The organism is Stenotrophomonas maltophilia (assembly GCF_025642255.1).
GTDB lineage: Bacteria > Pseudomonadota > Gammaproteobacteria > Xanthomonadales > Xanthomonadaceae > Stenotrophomonas > Stenotrophomonas maltophilia_P.
In genome coordinates this window covers 2,621,958-2,639,971 of the sequence record NZ_CP106759.1, presented here as the reverse complement: position 1 = coordinate 2,639,971, position 18,014 = coordinate 2,621,958, and the positions used below count along the sequence as shown (strand labels likewise).

The window sequence follows — 18,014 nt, the reverse complement described above, 5'->3', positions numbered from 1 at the left end:
TGATCGGCAACGCCGGGCAATGCCCGGCGTTGCTGTTTCTGCGCGGTCTATTCGGGATCGTAGTCGAGGTTGGAGGCGAGCCAGCGCTCGGCCTGGGCGCGATCCACGCCCTTGCGCCGCGCGTAGTCGCCCACCTGTTCGCGGCTGAGGCGGCCGACCACGAAGTACTGGCTCTGTGGATGGCTGAAGTAGTAGCCGGAGACGGCCGCGGTGGGCAGCATCGCGAAGCTCTCGGTCAGCGTCATGCCCGCGTTGGCTTCCGCCTGCAGCAGATCGAACAGGCGGCGCTTCTCGCTGTGCTCCGGGCACGCTGGATAGCCGGGGGCGGGCCGGATGCCGCGATACTTCTCGTCGATCAGCGCATCGTTGTCCAGCGCTTCGGTGCGGTCATAGCCCCAGAACTCGGTGCGCACCCGCTGGTGCAGGCGTTCGGCCAGTGCTTCGGCGAAGCGGTCGGCCAGGGCCTTGAGCAGGATCGCGTTGTAATCGTCGTGCTCGGCCTCGAAGCGCGCGACATGGGCATCGATGCCGATACCGGCGGTGACCGCGAACGCACCGATCCAGTCCTGTCGCCCGCTGTCGGCCGGTGCGATGAAGTCGGCCAGGCAGAAGTCGGGGCGCTCGGCAGGCTTGTCGACCTGCTGGCGCAGGAAGTGCAGGGTGGTCTCGCCCTGTGGATGCTGCACGCGGACATCGTCACCGACACTGTTGGCCGGCCACAGGCCGAACACTGCCTTGGCGGTCAGCCACTTCTCCGCGACGATGCGCGCCAGCATCGCCCGGGCGTCGCGGTACAGCTCGCTGGCCTGGGTGCCGACGATCTCGTCAGTGAGGATGGCCGGAAACTTGCCAGCCAGTTCCCAGGCCTGGAAGAACGGCGTCCAGTCGATGTAGTCGACCAGTTCCGACAGGGGATAGTCTTCGAACACATGCAGGCCGGGCTGGTTCGGCACCGGGGGCACATAACTGTCCCAGCCGCCCTGGAATTTCTGGCCGCGCGCGTGCTCCAGCGAGACCAGCCGCTTGGCATCGCCACGGTTGCGGTGACGGGCGCGGATCTCGGCGTAGTCGGCTTCATTGGCAGCAACGAAGCCCGCGCGCAGGTCGCGCGAGATCAGCGACTGGGCCACGCCCACCGCGCGCGAGGCATCCTTCACCCAAACCGTAGGGGCATGGTAGTGCGGGTCGATCTTCAACGCCGTGTGCGCGCGCGAGGTGGTGGCACCGCCGATCAGCAATGGCAGGTCGAATCCCTGGCGCTGCATCTCGCGGGCGACATGGCTCATTTCCTCCAGTGACGGCGTGATCAGCCCGGACAGGCCGATCAGGTCGGCCTTGTGCTCGCGGGCCGCATCGAGAATCTTCTGCGCCGGCACCATCACGCCCAGATCGACCACCTCGAAGTTGTTGCAGGCAAGGACCACGCCGACGATGTTCTTGCCGATGTCGTGCACATCGCCTTTCACGGTGGCCATGATGATGCGGCCGTTGCTCTTGGCGGTGTCACCGCTGCGGGCCTTCTCCGCCTCGATATAGGGCAGCAGGTAGGCCACCGCCTTTTTCATCACGCGGGCCGACTTCACCACCTGCGGCAGGAACATCTTGCCGGCACCGAACAGGTCGCCGACGACGTTCATGCCATCCATCAACGGCCCTTCGATCACGTCCAGTGGACGGCTGGAGGCCTGCCGTGCCAGCTCGGTGTCCTCTTCCACGAACGCATCCAGCCCGTGCACCAGGGCGTGGGCCAGGCGCTGCTCGACCGGCTTGGCGCGCCAGGCCATGTCTTCGCTCTTCACCTTGCCCTTGCTGCCCTTGTAGCGTTCGGCAATCTCCAGCAGGCGCTCGGTGGCGTCAGGGCGGCGGTTGAGGATCACGTCCTCCACGCGCTCGCGCAGGTCCGGCTCCAGTTCGTCATAGATCGGCATGGCACCGGCGTTGACGATGCCCATGTCCATGCCGGCGGCGATGGCGTGGTACAGGAAGACCGAATGGATCGCCTGGCGCACCGTTTCGTTGCCACGGAACGAGAACGACACGTTGGAAACGCCGCCGGAGACGTGGCAGTGCGGCAGGGTCTGCTTGATGATGCGCGTGGCTTCGATGAAGTCCACCGCGTAGTTGTCGTGCTCCTCGATGCCGGTGGCGACAGCGAAGATGTTCGGGTCGAAGATGATGTCCTGTGGCGGGAAGCCGATCTCATCGACCAGAATGCGGTAGGCGCGCGTACAGATCTCGACCTTGCGCGCACAGGTGTCGGCCTGGCCGCTTTCGTCGAACGCCATCACCACCGCTGCCGCGCCGTAACGCAGCACCTTGCGCGCGTGTTCGCGGAACAGGGCCTCGCCTTCCTTCAGCGAGATCGAATTGACCACGCTCTTGCCCTGCAGGCATTTCAGGCCGGCTTCGATCACGCTCCATTTGGACGAGTCGACCATCACCGGAATGCGGGCGATGTCGGGCTCGGACATGATCAGGTTGAGGTAGCGGGTCATCGCCGCCTCGGAGTCGATCAGGCCCTCGTCCATGTTGACGTCGAGGATCTGCGCGCCACTGGCCACTTGTTGCCGGGCCACGTCCACGGCCTCCTCGTAGCGGCCTTCCTTGATCAGCTTGCGGAACTGCGCGCTGCCGGTGACGTTGGTGCGCTCGCCGACGTTGACGAACAGCAGGTCCGGGCTGATGACCAGCGGTTCCAGGCCGGACAGGCGGGTGGGGCGGACAGGCGTCATGGCAGGCAGTGGCTCAGCAACGGCAGGGCGGGAAGTGCGGAACGGTGGCGGCGACGTTCATGCCGCCTGGTCCTGGCGGTCCGGCAGGACACGCGGTGGCAGGCCGGCCACCGCCTGGGCGATGGCACGGATGTGGTCGGGGGTGGACCCGCAGCAGCCGCCGACCAGGTTGAGCAGGCCATCGCGCGCGAAACCGCGCAGGGTCGCCGCCATTTCTTCGGGGGTCTCGTCATACTCGCCGAAGGCATTGGGCAGGCCGGCATTGGGATGCGCGCTGACATGGCAGTCGGCAACCTGCGACAGCGTTTCGACATGCGGGCGCATCGCATCGGCACCCAGCGCGCAGTTCAGGCCGATCGACAGGGGCCGCGCGTGTGCCAGCGAGGCGTGGAAGGCTTCGGCGGTCTGGCCGGACAGGGTGCGGCCGGAGGCATCGGTGATCGTGCCGGAGATCATCACCGGCAGGCGCGCACCGCGCGCATCGAAGGCTTCCTCCACCGCATACAGCGCCGCCTTGGCGTTGAGCGTGTCGAAGATGGTTTCGACCATGAGGGTGTCCGCGCCGCCGTCGATCAGGCCATCGATGGCTTCGCGGTAGGTGTCGCGCAGCTCATCGAAACTGGTGTTGCGGAAGCCCGGATCGTTGACGTCGGGACTGATCGATGCGGTGCGGCTGGTGGGGCCAAGCACGCCGATCACGAAGCGCGGCTTGCCGGGCGTGGTGGCTTCAACGGCATCGCAGCAGGCGCGGGCCACGGCGGCGCCGGCCTTGTTCAGTTCGTACACCAGATGCTCGAGGTGGTAGTCGGCCTGGCTGACCGAGGTGGCGTTGAAGGTATTGGTTTCCACCAGGTCCGCGCCGGCTTCCAGGTAGGCGGTGTGGATGTCGGCGATGACCTGCGGCCGGGTGAGCAGCAACAGGTCGTTGTTGCCCTTCAGATCGTGGCCCTGCGGCGCGGCGTGGTCGCAGCCCGGCCCGTGCAGGTGATCGTAGCCATCGGCGAAACGCTCACCGCGGTAGTCGCCTTCCTGCAGGCCATGGCGCTGGATCATCGTGCCCATCGCTCCGTCGATGATCAGGATCCGCTCGCGCAGCGCGCCCAGCAGGGCATTGGCACGTTCGGGGTGCAACCAGGGCAGGACGGGCATGATGATTTCGGACTCAGGGCTTGTTGGCGATCAGCGAGATCACTTCGAAGTGCGGCGGCCGCTTCTCGCGGGTGACCGTCTCCAGGCTGGAAACCTGCAGGCCGGCCTTGTCGACGAACTTCTTCAGTTCCTTGTCGCTGAAACCCAGGTTGACGTGACCATAGGCTTCCACCGCTGCCTTGTGTTCGTGGCGCGCCAGGCTGCACAGCAGCAGGCGGCCGCCCGGGCGCAGCACGCGCGCGGCTTCGGTGACGGCCTGCGCCGGCTTGCTGGCGTAGGTCAGTGCGTGCATCAGCACCACCAGGTCGAAGCTGCGGTCCTTGAAGGGCAGGGCATGCATGTCACCCTCGCGCACTTCCACATTGGGCAGGCGGCGCAGGCGTTCACTGGCAGCGGCCACCACGCGCGCGCTGGTGTCGATGCAGATGTAGCGCTTGGCATGCGGTGCCACCAGTTCGGCCAGCACGCCGTCGCCGGACGCGATATCGAGCACGTCGCCGGTTTCCAACAGGGGCAGGGCGGTACGCGCCAGCGCCTCCCAGGTGCGGCCCGGAGAATAGTGACGTTCCATGTCGCCGGCCACGCTGTCGGCCCAGTTCTGGTCCGCGGCGCGGCTGGCCAGCACGGCGGCGACCCGTTCAGCGTCCTGTCGCAGCAGTGGATCGTCGCTTCCGTTGCTCAAGGCATGCCACAATGCGCGCTGCGCCGGATCCAGCTGCGCTTCGTCGAAGCGGTAGTAGGCCGACACGCCGGCGCGGCGGTCGCGGACCAGGCCCGCTTCCTTCAGGCGCGCCAGGTGAGTGGACACGCGCGGCTGGGCCAGCCGGGTGATCGCCGAAAGCTCGGCCACGGTCAGCTCTTCCTGCTCCAGCAGCGCCAGCAGGCGCACCCGCGTCGCATCGGCGAACACCTTCAGGCGGGTTGACCAGTCTTCCAGATCCATGAATATCTACCTATCGCGATATAGAGATATATTCGCTGGATCGGCCGCCGTGGTCAAGTCGGTGGCGTATGGAAACTCCCCGGGCCCCGGTACAATCGGCACACCTGGGCGCGCGCTGCGCGGCCATAACCTCATGTACCCGGGAGGGTGTTGTGGATTTCAGCTTTACTGAAGAGCAGTTGATGCTGCAGGACGTGGCGCGGCGCATCGCGCAGGAGAAGATCGCCCCGAGCGCGGAGCATCATGACCGTACCGGCGAGTTCCCGCTGGAGAACATCCGCCTGCTGGGCGAGAACGGCCTGATGGGCATCGAGGTACCGACCGAATACGGCGGCGCCGGCATGGATCCGATCGCGTATGTGCTGGCGATGGTGGAGGTCGCCGCTGGCGACGCGGCCCATTCGACCATCATGTCGGTCAACAATTCGCTGTTCTGCAACGGCATCCTGACCCACGGCAGCGAGGAGCAGAAGCAGAAGTACGTGCGCGCCATCGCGGAGGGCGAGGCCATCGGTGCATTCGCCCTGACCGAGCCGCAGTCCGGTTCGGATGCGACCGCCATGCGTTGCCGCGCGGTCAAGCAGGCCGACGGCACCTACGTCATCAACGGCAAGAAGAGCTGGATCACCTCCGGCCCGGTGGCCCGGTACATCGTGTTGTTCGCGATGAGCGAGCCGGACAAGGGCGCGCGTGGCATCACGGCTTTCCTGGTCGACACCGAAAAGGCCGGCTTCGGCCGTGGCAAGACCGAGCCGAAGCTGGGCATCCGTGCCTCGGCGACCTGCGAGATCGAATTCAACGATTACGTCGCCCAGCCGGAAGACGTGCTGGGCCAGGAGGGCGAGGGCTTCAAGATCGCCATGGGCGTGCTCGATGCCGGGCGCATCGGCATCGCATCGCAGGCCATCGGCATCGCCCGTGCCGCTTATGAAGCGACGCTGGAGTATGTGAAGGAGCGCAAGGCGTTTGGCGCGCCGATCGGTACTTTCCAGATGACCCAGGCCAAGATCGCCGACATGAAGTGCAAGCTGGACGCAGCCCTGCTGCTGACGCTGCGCGCGGCATGGGTGAAGGGCCAGGGCAAGCGTTTCAGCAATGAAGCGGCCATCGCCAAGCTGACGGCGTCGGAAGCGGCGATGTGGATCACCCACCAGGCCGTGCAGATCCATGGTGGCATGGGCTACTCCAAGGAAATGCCGCTGGAGCGCTACTTCCGCGATGCCAAGATCACCGAGATCTACGAGGGCACCTCGGAGATCCAGCGCCTGGTGATCGCCCGCAACGAGACCGGGCTGCGCTGAGTCGAAACGGCTGCGCCGCTGCAACAGCGGCGCAGCCGGTAGATCCATGCCCTGCATGCACGGGCCTGTTGGTCGGGCGATGCCGATCTGTTCCAATGCAGGGCCTTTTTTACAGGTTCTGCAGAGATGATCTATCGAGGTTGGGGAATCCTGACACTGGTGACGCCGATCGCAGCGATCCTGCTGCTGGCTTACCTCTTCCCGCACGATGGCCCCCGGGGCAACATCCCGCTGCCCCAGGTGCTGCTGGGGGCAGGCATTGGTGCAACCGTGAACGTGCTGCTGGGCTTGTGGCTCAACCGTACTCCCCGGCAGAAAGGGGAAACTGCGCCCCACCACTTCTTCTTCGTACCCATGCAATGGGCCGCGCTGGTTCTGCTGGCGGTGTGCGTGGCGGTCGCGCTGCTGCGCTGATCTGCTCTGGCATCCCCCCGCGATAAACAAAAAAGGCCCCGGATCGCTCCGGGGCCTTTTCGTTGCAGCGCAGGGTGGATCAGCGATCCGGACGATGCGCTGCTTCGCCCTCACGCTGGCGGCTGAGGAATTCCTTCGACGGCTCGTCCAGCTTGTCGCCGAGCATGCGCCGCACGACCACGAAGAAGACCGGGATCATCAGCAGGCCGAGCAGGGTGGCGAACAGCATGCCGCCGATCACGCCGGTACCGATGGCGTGACGGGAGTTGGCGCCGGCGCCGCTGGAGATCGCCATCGGGATCACGCCCATGATGAACGCGAAGGACGTCATCAGGATCGGGCGGAAGCGCAGGCGTGCCGCCTCGATGGTGGCATCGCGCAGGTTCTTGCCCGCTGCACGCTGCTCCACCGCGAACTCCACGATCAGGATCGCATTCTTCGCCGCCAGGCCGATAACGGTGATGAGGCCGATCTTGAAGAACAGGTCGTTCGGCAGGCCACGCATCATCGACAGGCCGATGGCACCGAGCACGCCCAGTGGCACCACCAGCAGCACCGCTACCGGGATCGACCAGCTTTCATACAGCGCCGCCAGGCACAGGAACACCACCACGATGGACAGCACCAGCAGCAGCGTCGCTGCGTTGCCGGCCAGGATTTCCTGGTAGGACATGCCCGACCAGTCGTAGCCGAAGCCGGCCGGCAGGTCGTTGTTGACGATGCTCTCCATGGTCTGCATCGCCTCACCCGAGCTGGTGCCCGGCGCCTGCGAGCCGACGATGTTGATCGCCGAATAGCCGTTGTAGCGGCTCAGTGACGGCGATGCGGACACCCATTCGGACTTGACCACGGTGCTCAGCGGGATCATCGCGTTGGTGCCGTCGGCGTTGGTGGTCAGGCTGGAGGGGCTGTAGAAGCTCTTCAGCGACTCCTGGCCGGTGCGGTACGGGCCATCGGCCTGCATGGTCACGCGCTTGATGCGGCCTTCGTAGAAGAAGTCGTTGACGTACACCGGCGCCAGCATCAGCTGGATGGTGCTGTACACGTCCGACACCGACATGCCCATCGACTGCGCCTGCACGCGATCCACGTGCAGCTGCAGCTGCGGAGCGTTCTCCAGGCCGTTCGGACGCACGCCAACCAGTGCTTCAGGCTTCTGCGCCGCCTGGCCAAGCAGGATGTTGCGGGCCTGCGTCAGCTGCTCGTAGCCGGCACCACTACGGTCCTGCAGCCACATGTCGAAGCCACCGAACTGGCCCAGGCCCTGCACTGTCGGCAGGTTGACCACGAAGATCTGCGCTTCCTTGATGCCGTAGAACGCGCCGTTCATGTTCTGGATGAACTCCGGCGCGGTGAACTCGCGTTCTTCCCACGGCTTCAGGCGGATGAAGCCCATGCCCACGTTCTCGCCGGAACCGACGAAGCTGAAGCCGGCCACCTGCAGCATGCCTTCAAAGCCATCCTGCTTTTCCAGAATGCCGCGCATCTGCGCGAACACCTCGTTGGTCTGGCCCTTGGTCGAGCCCGGGGGCAGCTGCACGATCGCCAGCGCATAGCCCTGGTCTTCTTCCGGCAGGAAGCTGCCCGGCATGCGCGTGAACAGGAAGCCGCACAGCGCGGTCAGTACCACGAACAGGATCATCCAGCGCGGGGCATGGCGCACCGCCGAGGTGATGTGGCCCACGTAGGTGTGGCTGATCTTGTCGTAGTACTTGTTGAAGGTGCGGTAGACGATGTTCGGGTTGTCGTTGTGCGTCGGCTTCAGGAAGGTCGCGCACAGCGCCGGGGTGAAGCCCAGCGCCAGGAAGGCCGAGAACGCCATCGAGATGGCGATGGTCAGCGCGAACTGCTTGTAGATTTCGCCGGCGGCACCGCCCTGCAGTGCGGACGGGATGAACACCGCTGCCAGCACGACGGTGATCGCCACCACCGCGCCGGTGATCTGGGTCATCGCCTTCTGCGTGGCCGGCTTCGGCGCCAGGCCTTCCTCGCTCATGATGCGTTCGACGTTCTCGATCACCACGATGGCGTCGTCGACCACGATGCCGATCGCCAGCACCATCGCGAACAGGGTCAGCTGGTTGATCGTGAATCCGATCATCCACATGCCCAGGAAGGTACCCAGCAGGGCGACCGGGATGACCAGGGTCGGGATCAGGGTGGCGCGGAAGTTCTGCAGGAAGATCAGCATCACCAGGAACACCAGCAGCACCGCTTCGAACAGCGTCTTGACCACTTCCTGGATCGAGATCTTGACGAAGGTCGTGCTGTCGTACGGCGAGAACCAGGTCACGCCGGCCGGGAAGCTGGGCTGCAGTTCGTCCATCTTGGCGCGCACCGCATCGGCCACGTTCAGGGCGTTGGCGCCCGGCAGCAGCTGGATGGCGAAGGCACCGGTCGGCTTGCCGTTGTACTGGGTGTCGAAGCCGTAGTTGTTGGCACCGAAGGCGACGCGGGCGATGTCCTTGAGCAGCACGCGCGAGCCATCGGCATTGGCGCGCAGGATGATGTTCTCGAACTCCTGCGGCGAGCTGAAACGTCCCTCAGCCGACACGGTGGCGGTGAAGTGCTGGCCTTCCGGCGACGGGTCCGAGCCCAGCGCACCGGCGGCGAACTGCACGTTCTGCGCACGCACGGCAGCCAGGACCTGGCTGGCCGAGAGACCATAACCCTGCATCTTCTCCGGGTTCAGCCAGATGTTCATGGCGTACTCGGAACCGAACTGCTGGGTGCTGCCGACGCCGGGAATGCGCGAGACCTGGTCGAGCACGCGCGAACCGACGATGTCGTTCAGCGCGTCACGGTTGATCGCCGCCGTATCCGACTGCAGGGCCACGACCATCAGGAAGCCGGCATTGGCCTTGGCCACCACCACGCCCTGCTGGGTCACCTCCGACGGCAGTCGTGGCGTCGCCAGCGACACCTTGTTCTGCACCTGCACCTGGGCGATGTCCGGATCGGTACCGGTCTCGAAGGTGAGGGTGATCTGCGCGCGGCCATTGGACGAGGACGAAGAGCTGAAGTACAGCAGGTGATCGATACCGGTCAGCTGCTGCTCGATCACCTGGGTGACCGATTTTTCGGTGGTGTCCGCGCTGGCGCCCGGATAGGTGGCCGAGACGGTCACCTGTGGCGGAGCGATGTTGGGATAGGACTCCACGCCCAGGTTGAGGATCGCGATCACGCCGCTGAGCGAGATCAGGATCGCTACCACCCAGGCGAAGACTGGATGTTCGATGAAAAATTTAGGCATGACGGAAGGTTCCCGTTACTGCTTGTTCGAGTCGGTGGCGGCCGGCGCGGCCTTGTCGGCTGCGTCGGTCTGGGCCGGAGCCTTGTCGGCGGCAGCGGCGGGTGCGGCCGGGCCGGCACCGCCGGCCGCGGGCTTGCCGGCGGCGTCCTGCCCCGGCGTCCAGGGCTTGGCGACGGCCGGGCTGCCTTCCTTGACCTTCTGCACGCCGGCCACGATCACCTTGTCGCCGGCGGCCAGGCCATCACTGACCAGCCAGTTGCCGCCCTGTGCGCCTTCGGTCTTGACGTTCTTGCGCGCCACCTTGCCATCAGCACCGACCACCATCACGTAGCCGCCCGTGGTGTCGCGCAGCAGCGCCTGCTGCGGCACCAGGTAGGCATTGTTGCGCTCGCCGAGGTTGGCCTGGAAGCTGACGAAGGCTCCCGGCAGCAGGATCTGCTGCGGATTGGGCAGCAGCGCACGCAGCGACACCGCGCCGGTGGCCGGGTCGACCGTAGTCGAGGAGAAGTCGAGGGTTCCCGGCTCGCTGTAGGTGCTGCCATCGGCCAGCTTCACGTTGACGGTGGCCTTGCCGTCGCCGGCCAGGGCCAGGGCGCCCTTGGCCTGCTGCGCGCGCAGCTGGGTCAGCTCGTCCACGCTGAGCGAGAAGTTGACGTACAGCGGATCGAGCTGGTCAACGGTGGTCAGCAGGGTCACGTCGCCCTGGCCAACCAGTGCGCCCTCGGTCACCTGCTGCTTGTTGGCCACGCCGCTGATCGGCGCGGTCACTTCGGCGTAGCCCAGGTTGATCCGCGAGGAGGTCACCGCCGCTTCGGCCTGCTTGACCGCGGCCAACGCAGTGCGCTCGGCCGATTCGGCGTTGTCCAGGTCGGACTTGGAGACGAACTGCTGCGGTGCCAGCGAGCGGGCACGATCGGCCGCCACCTTGGCGTTGGCGTAGGTGGCGCGCGCCGACGCCAGCTGGGCCTCGGACGCGTTCAGCGAGGCGCGCAGCGGTGCCGGGTCGATCAGGAACAGGGTCTGCCCCTGCTTGACCTGGGAGCCTTCCTGGTAGACGCGCTTGAGCAGCACGCCCGGCACGCGTGCGCGGACATCGGCACTGCGGAACGGCGACAGGCGGCCGACCAGCTCGCGCTGCAGCGGCAGGGTCTGCGGCTTCGCATCGATCACGCCCACCTCCGGCGGCGGGGGTGTCTGCTGTTCCGGTTTCTTGCAGGCAGCCAGCGCGACAGCAACGGCGCACGTCAAGGCAAGGGTGCGGAGTGGGGCGGTCATCAGGAGGAACTCCGGGGTTGGTTTGTAGACGGGGCCGGCGACGGTTGCGGCGCAAACGCGCGCAGGAAGCTGTCGACGGAGAACTCTGCCCAGCGCCGACGCAGGAGCGCGTCATCACGATGGGGGGTATGGAAGCGCTGTTTGTCGAAATCCTGACCGGCGATCATGCTCAGCAGCAGTTCGGCCATGAAGTGCGGGTCGTCATGCCGGAGCAGGCCACGCCTGCAAACGGTTTCAATCCATTCAGAAAGATGAAGTGTCAGCGCGCCAGCACCATGCCGGTACAGCGCCCGGGCCTCTTCGGGGAACTGGGCGGCATCTGCAGCGATCAGCCGGCAGGCCTGGCCGACATGCGGTTGGTTGAAATGCTCCAGGAAGTCGATGGCGAACTGCAACAGGCTGGCACGCAGGTCGTCACTGCGGAGTGCACGCAGCATTGCCCCCGTCGCGTGTCCCACATGCCGCTGCATCACCCGCCGCAGCAGTTCCTGCTTGCTGCCATAGCGCGAGTACAGGGTCTGCTTGGAGCAGCCGGCCTGCTGGGCCACCGCATCCATGCTCATCTGCATGCCCTGCCGGGCCAGCAGTTCGCGCACGGCATCGAACACGCGCTCATCGCGCGCATCGAGGGCAACGGGGAAGTAGGCCGGGTTCACGCGGTGGACTATACCGTCCAGTTCAGGATTGTGGAATCGAAACGACGTTCCCGCGTGTGTCTTCCGGTAACACGCTTTGCCGATCCTGTCGGCAAGGCGGCCGCCCCCCGTTCGCTCCGTACCTGGGCGAACTGAATAGGCGTCTAAACCGCAGCAAACCCGAATCTGCTTATTCCGTCCTGCAGCAAGGCCTTTTCGCGCGGGAGGGCTACAATTTCATTTTCCCAACTGAGCAAGCGCATCGCTCTGCCATGAAACCGCAAAAAACCGCAGCCAAGACCGTGAAAAACAAGACCAAACCAGCTGAGTCGGAGGTCGCAGTGACCGCTGGTTTCTCCCTGGAGCCGGTATACACGGCCTTGCGCAAGCGTTACCCGGCGGCCGCCCAGGCCGAAGCAGTGGCGTTTGCCGCTGACTTCTACAAGCGCATGGAGGCGGACGAGTTCCCGCACCACAGCGCTGAAGAGTGGGCCGCGCTCGCGGCCGAGACGCTGGAGTTCGCCCGTGCCCGCAAGGCCGGCAAGGCCAACGTGCGCGTGTTCAATCCGACGGTGAAGGCGAACGGTTGGGAATCGCCGCACACCGTGCTGCAGATCATCAACGACGACATGCCGTTCCTGGTCGACACCGTGACCATGTCACTGGCCGAACAGGGCGTGGGCGTGCACGTGCTCGGCCACCCGGTGCTGCGCTTCACCCGCGACAAGGCCGGCAAGCTGGTCAAGGTCGGCGAGGGCGAGGCCGAATCGGTGATGCTGCTGGAGATCGACCGCCAGCCGGCCGATGCCATGGCCGCCATCGAGCAGGCCATCGGCAAGGCGCTGGACGAAGTGCGGGCGATCGTGCGCGATTGGCAGCCGATGAAGGACAAGGCACTGGCACTGGCCGACGATCTGGGCAGCCGTGCGCTGCCGGTCGACGATGCCTCGCGCAGGGAAGCGCAGGAGTTCCTGCGCTGGGCCGCCGACAACCACTTCACCTTCTTCGGCTACCGCGAGTACCGCGTCGAGAAGCAGGGCAAGGAAGACGTGCTGGCGCCGCTGAACGAGACCGGCCTGGGCCTGATGCGCGGCAAGGACAAGTCCGCCGCACGCCCGGTCAAGACGCTCGCCGCCCAGGGCCTCAACGCCACGTCGGGGCTGAAGGACGCGCTGATCCTGACCAAGACCAATGCGCGCTCCCGCGTGCACCGCGCCGGCTACATGGACTACATCGGCGTGCTGGAATTCGACGCCAAGGGCAGGATCATCGGCGAGCAGCGCTTCCTCGGCCTGTTCACCTCCAGTGCCTACAACCGCCGCCCGTGGGAAATCCCGCTGGTGCGCCAGCGCCACGAATACGTGATGAAGCAGTCCGGCCTGGCCGCGTCCAGCCACAGCGGCAAGGCACTGCGCCACATCCTGGAAACCCTGCCGCGCGAAGAACTGTTCCAGTCCAGCGAGGACGAACTGTTCCGCACCGCGATGGGCGTGCTGGGCCTGCAGGAGCGCGTGCGCAGCCGCCTGTTCCTGCGCCGTGACAAGTACAGCCGATTCATCTCCGCGCTGGTCTACCTGCCGCGCGAGCGCTTCAACACCGACGTGCGCCTGCGCATCGAGGCGATGCTGAAGGAAGCGCTGCATGGCGAGTACGTCGACAGCTCGGTGGTGCTGGGTGAATCGCCGCTGGCGCAGGTGCATCTGATCGTGCGCCCGAAGCCCGGCGAGATGCTTGACGTGGATACCGCCGAACTGGAGCGCAAGCTCGCCCAGGTGCTGCGCAACTGGCAGGACGACCTGCGCGAAGCGCTGGTGGCCCGTCATGGCGAAAGCGAAGGCCTGCGCATCGCGGCCCGCATCGGCAAGGCACTGCCGGCCGGCTACATCGAAGACAACAGCACCGCAGTTGCCGCCAACGACGTCAGCCAGCTCGACGCGCTGACCGGTCCGGACGATCTGCGCCTGAGCCTGCAGGCGGTGCCGCGCGAAAGCGGCGATGGCCTGCGCCTGAAGCTGTACCGCCAGCTGGACGACATTCCGCTGTCCGACGCGCTGCCGATGATGGAGAACATGGGCCTGCGCGTGATCGCCGAGCGCCCGTACCGCCTGTCGGTCGACAACGCTCCGGTATACGTGCAGGACTTCGAGGTCGAATCGACGGCCGGTGCGATCGATGCCGCCAGCGTCGACGAAGCATTCGGCGAAACCTTTGCCCGCGTCTGGCACGGTGATGCCGAGAACGATGGCTTCAACCGCCTGGTGCTGGCCGCCGGCCTGCACTGGCGCCAGGTCGCCATGCTGCGCGGCTACTGCAAGTATCTGCTGCAGACCGGCGTGCCGTTCTCGCAGGCGTACGTGGAAGGCACGTTCGCCCGCTATCCGCTGCTGGCGCGCCTGCTGGTCGAACTGTTCGAAGCGCGCTTCGATCCGGCCACCGGCCACGAGAGCAAGGACGACATCGCGGCCGGCCAGGCCCAGTTGAAGGCCCACTTCGATGTGCTGGCCGCCGGCGACGAGGCCACCCTGAAGGTGCTCAAGACCGTGGTCGATGCCCGCAAGGGTGACCGCGACGCGCAGATGCAGGCCGCGCGCGATGCGCTGCTGAAGCTGATGGACCGCGTGTCGAGCCTGGACGAAGACCGCATCCTGCGTTCGTTCATGGGCGTGATCGATGCCACCCTGCGTACCAGCTACTACCAGACCGACGCCAATGGCCAGCACGGCCATGTGATCAGCTTCAAGTTCGACTCGGCGCTGGTGCCGGACCTGCCGAAGCCGCGTCCGTACCGCGAGATCTTCGTCTACGGTCCGCGCGTGGAAGGTACCCACCTGCGCTTCGGCGCGGTGGCCCGTGGCGGCCTGCGCTGGTCGGACCGTCGCGAAGACTTCCGTACCGAAGTGCTGGGTCTGGTCAAGGCGCAGATGGTCAAGAACACCGTCATCGTGCCGGTCGGTGCGAAGGGCGGCTTCTTCGCCAAGACCCCGCCGGTGAACGGCGACCGCGACGCGATCTTCGCCAACGGCGTGGCCTGCTACAAGCTGTTCATCCAGGGCCTGCTGGACATCACCGACAACATCGTCAACAACAAGATCGTGCCGCCGGTGGATGTCGTGCGGCACGACATGGACGATCCGTACCTGGTGGTGGCCGCCGACAAGGGCACGGCGACCTTCTCCGATATCGCCAACGGCCTGGCCATCGCGCACGGCTTCTGGATGGGCGATGCGTTCGCCTCCGGTGGTTCGGTGGGGTACGACCACAAGGGCATGGGCATCACCGCGCGCGGTGCATGGGAGTCGGTCAAGCGCCACTTCCGTGCGCTCGGCCGTGACAGCCAGAGCCAGGACTTCACCGCGGTCGGCGTCGGCGACATGTCCGGCGATGTGTTCGGCAACGGCATGCTGTTGTCGCGCCACATCCGCCTCGTCGCGGCATTCGACCACCGCCATATCTTCCTTGACCCGAACCCGGACGCGGCGACCTCGTTCGTCGAGCGTGAGCGCATGTTCACCGTGCCGCGTTCGAGCTGGGCAGACTACGACGCCAAGCTGATCAGCAAGGGCGGCGGCGTGTACCCGCGCAGCCTGAAGTCGATCGAGATCACCCCCCAGGTGCGTGAAGCGCTGGGCCTGGACGAGAACGTCAAGGCGCTGTCGCCGAACGACCTGATGAGCGCGATCCTGAAGGCACCGGTGGACCTGCTGTGGAACGGCGGCATCGGCACCTACGTGAAGGCCGCCAGCGAGCAGCACAGCGATGTCGGCGACCGTGCCAACAACGCACTGCGCGTGAACGGTGGCGAGCTGCGCTGCAAGGTGGTGGGCGAGGGCGGCAACCTCGGCATGACCCAGCTGGGCCGTATCGAGGCCGCGCAGGCCGGCGTGCTGCTCAACACGGACTTCATCGACAACTCGGCCGGCGTGGATACGTCGGACCATGAAGTCAACATCAAGATCCTGCTCAATGATGTGGTGCGGGCGAAGAAGCTGACGGTCGACCAGCGCAACAAGCTGCTGGCCTCGATGACCGATGAAGTCGCCGACCTGGTGCTCAACGACAACTATCGCCAGAACCAGGCGCTGAGCCTCATGGAGCGGATGGCGGTCAAGCGCCTGGGTTCCAAGCAGCACTTCATCCGCACCCTGGAACAGCAGGGTCTGCTGGACCGGCAGATCGAGTTCCTGCCGTCCGATGCCGAGCTGTCCCAGCGCAAGGCGCGCGGCCAGGGCCTGACCCGTCCGGAGCTGTCGGTGCTGCTGTCCTACTCCAAGCTGGTGGCGTTCAACCAGCTGCTGGAGTCGGATATTCCGGAAGATCCGTACCTCTCCAAGGAGCTGCTGCGCTACTTCCCCACGCCGCTGCAGAAGAAGTACGCCGATGCGATGGAGCGTCACCGCCTGAAGCGCGAGATCATCGCCACGGCGGTGACCAACCAGACCATCAACCGCATGGGCGCAACGTTCCTGATGCGCATGCAGGAAGACACCGGCCGCTCCATCGCCGAGGTCGCCAAGGCCTACACCATCAGCCGCGAGACGCTGGATGCGCGCGCGCTGTGGGCGCAGATCGACGCCCTCGACGGCAAGGTGCCGGAGTCGGTGCAGATCGACGCGCTGGAGGTGATCTGGAAGCTGCAGCGTTCGTTCGTGCGCTGGCTGCTGTCGCGTCCGGGTGCGATGCCGGGCATCACTGAAGCGGTCAACCGCTATCAGGGCCCGTTCAACGACATCCGTGTCGCGTCGGGTGTGCTGCCGGACTCGCAGCGTCCGACCTACGAGGCGCTGGTGGCCGAGTGGAAGGAGAAGGGCCTGCCGTCCGCGCTGGCACAGCAGCTGTCCGAGCTGCACTTCCTGGAACCGGCGTTCGACATCATCGAACTGGCCCGTACCCGCAAGCTGAAGCCGGTGGACGTGTCCAAGGTGCACTTCCGCCTGGGCGATGCCCTGCAGTTGCCGTGGCTGTTCGAGCAGGTCGATGCACTGGAAGTCAACGGCCGTTGGCATGCGGTGGCACGTGGCGTGCTGCGCGACGAGCTGGCCGCCAACCATCGCAACCTGGCCGGTCAGGTGCTCGCCACCAAGGGCGGCAGTGCCGAGGCCAAGGTGGCTGCATGGATGGGCCGCGATGACAACAGCCTGCGCTTCACCCTGGCAATGCTGGCGGAACTGGCCGAGCAGAAGACCCTGGACTACCCGACCGTCTCGGTCGCGGTCCAGCGCCTGGGCCAGCTGGCCGCACACGGTGCGTGACTGATGTAGTGCCGGGCCACGCCCGGCCTGCGTGAAACGGAGCGGCCCCGCGAAAGCGGGGCCGTTCTGTTTCTGGCCATTGGCGATTCGCCGGGCATGGCCCGGCGCTACCGGAACGCGGAACTTCGCCGGGCATGGTGCGGCGCTACCGGGAGCGCGGAGCCGGGTAGCGCCGGGCCATGCCCGGCGAGCGTAGCGGCGCTCGGTTATGCTCTCCCTCACGCCTTCCCCCCGGATCCACCGATGAGCGACACCCCCCGCATCGCTTTCCTGGCAAGCACTACCGAAGCTGCGCAGATGGCCCGCGCGGCCATGGTCGCGCGCTTTGGCGACCATGCCCCCGAGCAGGCCGACGTGCTCTGCCCGCTGGGTGGTGATGGCTTCATGCTGCAGACGCTGCATCGTCATGGCCACCTGGGAAAACCGGTGTTCGGCATGAAGCTGGGCACCGTAGGTTTCCTCATGAACCAGTACCGGGGCGACGACGACGTCAATGCACGCATCGCCCGCGCGGAACCGGCCAACCTGCGTCCGCTGGAGATGGTGGCGCTGACCGAATCGGGCACCAGCACCGGTTCGCTGGCGTACAACGACGTGTCCCTGCTGCGGCAGACCCGCCAGGCTGCGCACATCGGCATCGACCTCAATGGGCAGGAGCGGGTGGCCGAACTGATCGGCGACGGCGTGCTGGTTGCCACGCCCGCAGGCAGCACCGCCTACAACTATTCGGCCCACGGACCCGTGCTGCCCTTGGGCTCGCACACCATCGCGCTGACGCCATTGGCACCGTATCGCCCGCGACGCTGGCGTGGTGCCATTCTCAAGGCGGATACGGAGGTGCGCTTCCGCGTGCTGGACCCCTACAAGCGGCCGGTCAGCGTGACCGCCGATTCGCACGAGACGCGCGACGTGGTCGAGGTGACCATCCGCGAGTCGCGCGACCGCCGGGTGACATTGCTGTTCGACCCGGAACACAATCTGGAAGACCGGATCCTGAGCGAACAGTTCGTTTTTTGAGGACAATAGGTTGCCGGTCGCGTCGACCGCCAGAAGGACCCCCACC

General features: G+C 66.0%; 10 protein-coding genes. 4 read left to right on the top strand and 6 right to left on the bottom strand.

Annotation, left to right across the window (positions count from 1 at the left end):
* Positions 1-47: 47 nt before the first annotated feature.
* Genes metH through N8888_RS12120 form a run of 3 tightly spaced genes read right to left on the bottom strand, consistent with a single transcriptional unit; the run spans position 48 to position 4,824 of the window.
* Positions 48-2,732 carry a methionine synthase gene (gene metH / locus N8888_RS12130; RefSeq protein ID WP_263175005.1) on the bottom strand — a complete coding sequence of 895 codons (2,685 nt, stop codon included), beginning with the start codon at positions 2,730-2,732 and terminating at the stop codon, positions 48-50.
* Positions 2,733-2,789: 57 nt separating this feature from the next.
* Positions 2,790-3,881, bottom strand: coding sequence for a homocysteine S-methyltransferase family protein (locus N8888_RS12125; RefSeq protein ID WP_065176054.1), 1,092 nt, complete (start codon positions 3,879-3,881; stop codon positions 2,790-2,792).
* A 13-nt stretch (positions 3,882-3,894) separates the two neighbouring features.
* A complete protein-coding gene (locus N8888_RS12120) occupies positions 3,895-4,824 on the bottom strand; it encodes an ArsR/SmtB family transcription factor (protein WP_053515410.1) in 930 nt (309 codons plus the stop codon).
* A 152-nt stretch (positions 4,825-4,976) separates the two neighbouring features.
* Here N8888_RS12120 and N8888_RS12115 point away from each other — a divergent pair, with 152 nt between their 5' ends.
* Positions 4,977-6,125 (top strand): acyl-CoA dehydrogenase family protein, encoded by a 1,149-nt coding sequence (locus N8888_RS12115; RefSeq protein WP_053515412.1) that lies wholly within the window; start codon positions 4,977-4,979, stop codon positions 6,123-6,125.
* A 126-nt stretch (positions 6,126-6,251) separates the two neighbouring features.
* A complete protein-coding gene (locus N8888_RS12110) occupies positions 6,252-6,539 on the top strand; it encodes a hypothetical protein (RefSeq protein WP_053515414.1) in 288 nt (95 codons plus the stop codon).
* A gap of 79 nt (positions 6,540-6,618) precedes the next feature.
* On the opposite strand, the gene N8888_RS12105 is transcribed toward N8888_RS12110, so the two are convergent.
* From N8888_RS12105 to N8888_RS12095, 3 genes are read right to left on the bottom strand one after another with little or no spacing between them, the layout of a single operon-like run.
* Complete coding sequence (locus N8888_RS12105; RefSeq protein WP_053515416.1) at positions 6,619-9,792, bottom strand: multidrug efflux RND transporter permease subunit; 3,174 nt, start codon at positions 9,790-9,792, stop codon at positions 6,619-6,621.
* A gap of 15 nt (positions 9,793-9,807) precedes the next feature.
* The gene (locus N8888_RS12100) at positions 9,808-11,067 is read right to left on the bottom strand and encodes an efflux RND transporter periplasmic adaptor subunit (RefSeq protein ID WP_053515418.1); all 1,260 of its coding nucleotides are present in this window, start codon (positions 11,065-11,067) and stop codon (positions 9,808-9,810) included.
* Entirely contained in the window at positions 11,067-11,723 is a 657-nt protein-coding gene (locus tag N8888_RS12095; protein ID WP_053515419.1) for a TetR/AcrR family transcriptional regulator, read from the bottom strand. The genes N8888_RS12100 and N8888_RS12095 overlap by 1 nt, the downstream gene beginning before the upstream one ends.
* Before the next feature lie 251 nt (positions 11,724-11,974).
* Between N8888_RS12095 and N8888_RS12090 the strand changes: the two genes are divergently transcribed.
* Entirely contained in the window at positions 11,975-16,951 is a 4,977-nt protein-coding gene (locus tag N8888_RS12090; protein ID WP_065182907.1) for an NAD-glutamate dehydrogenase, read from the top strand.
* A 243-nt stretch (positions 16,952-17,194) separates the two neighbouring features.
* The gene (locus N8888_RS12085) at positions 17,195-17,968 is read left to right on the top strand and encodes an NAD kinase (RefSeq protein ID WP_053515423.1); all 774 of its coding nucleotides are present in this window, start codon (positions 17,195-17,197) and stop codon (positions 17,966-17,968) included.
* The last annotated feature ends 46 nt before the right edge of the window (positions 17,969-18,014 follow it).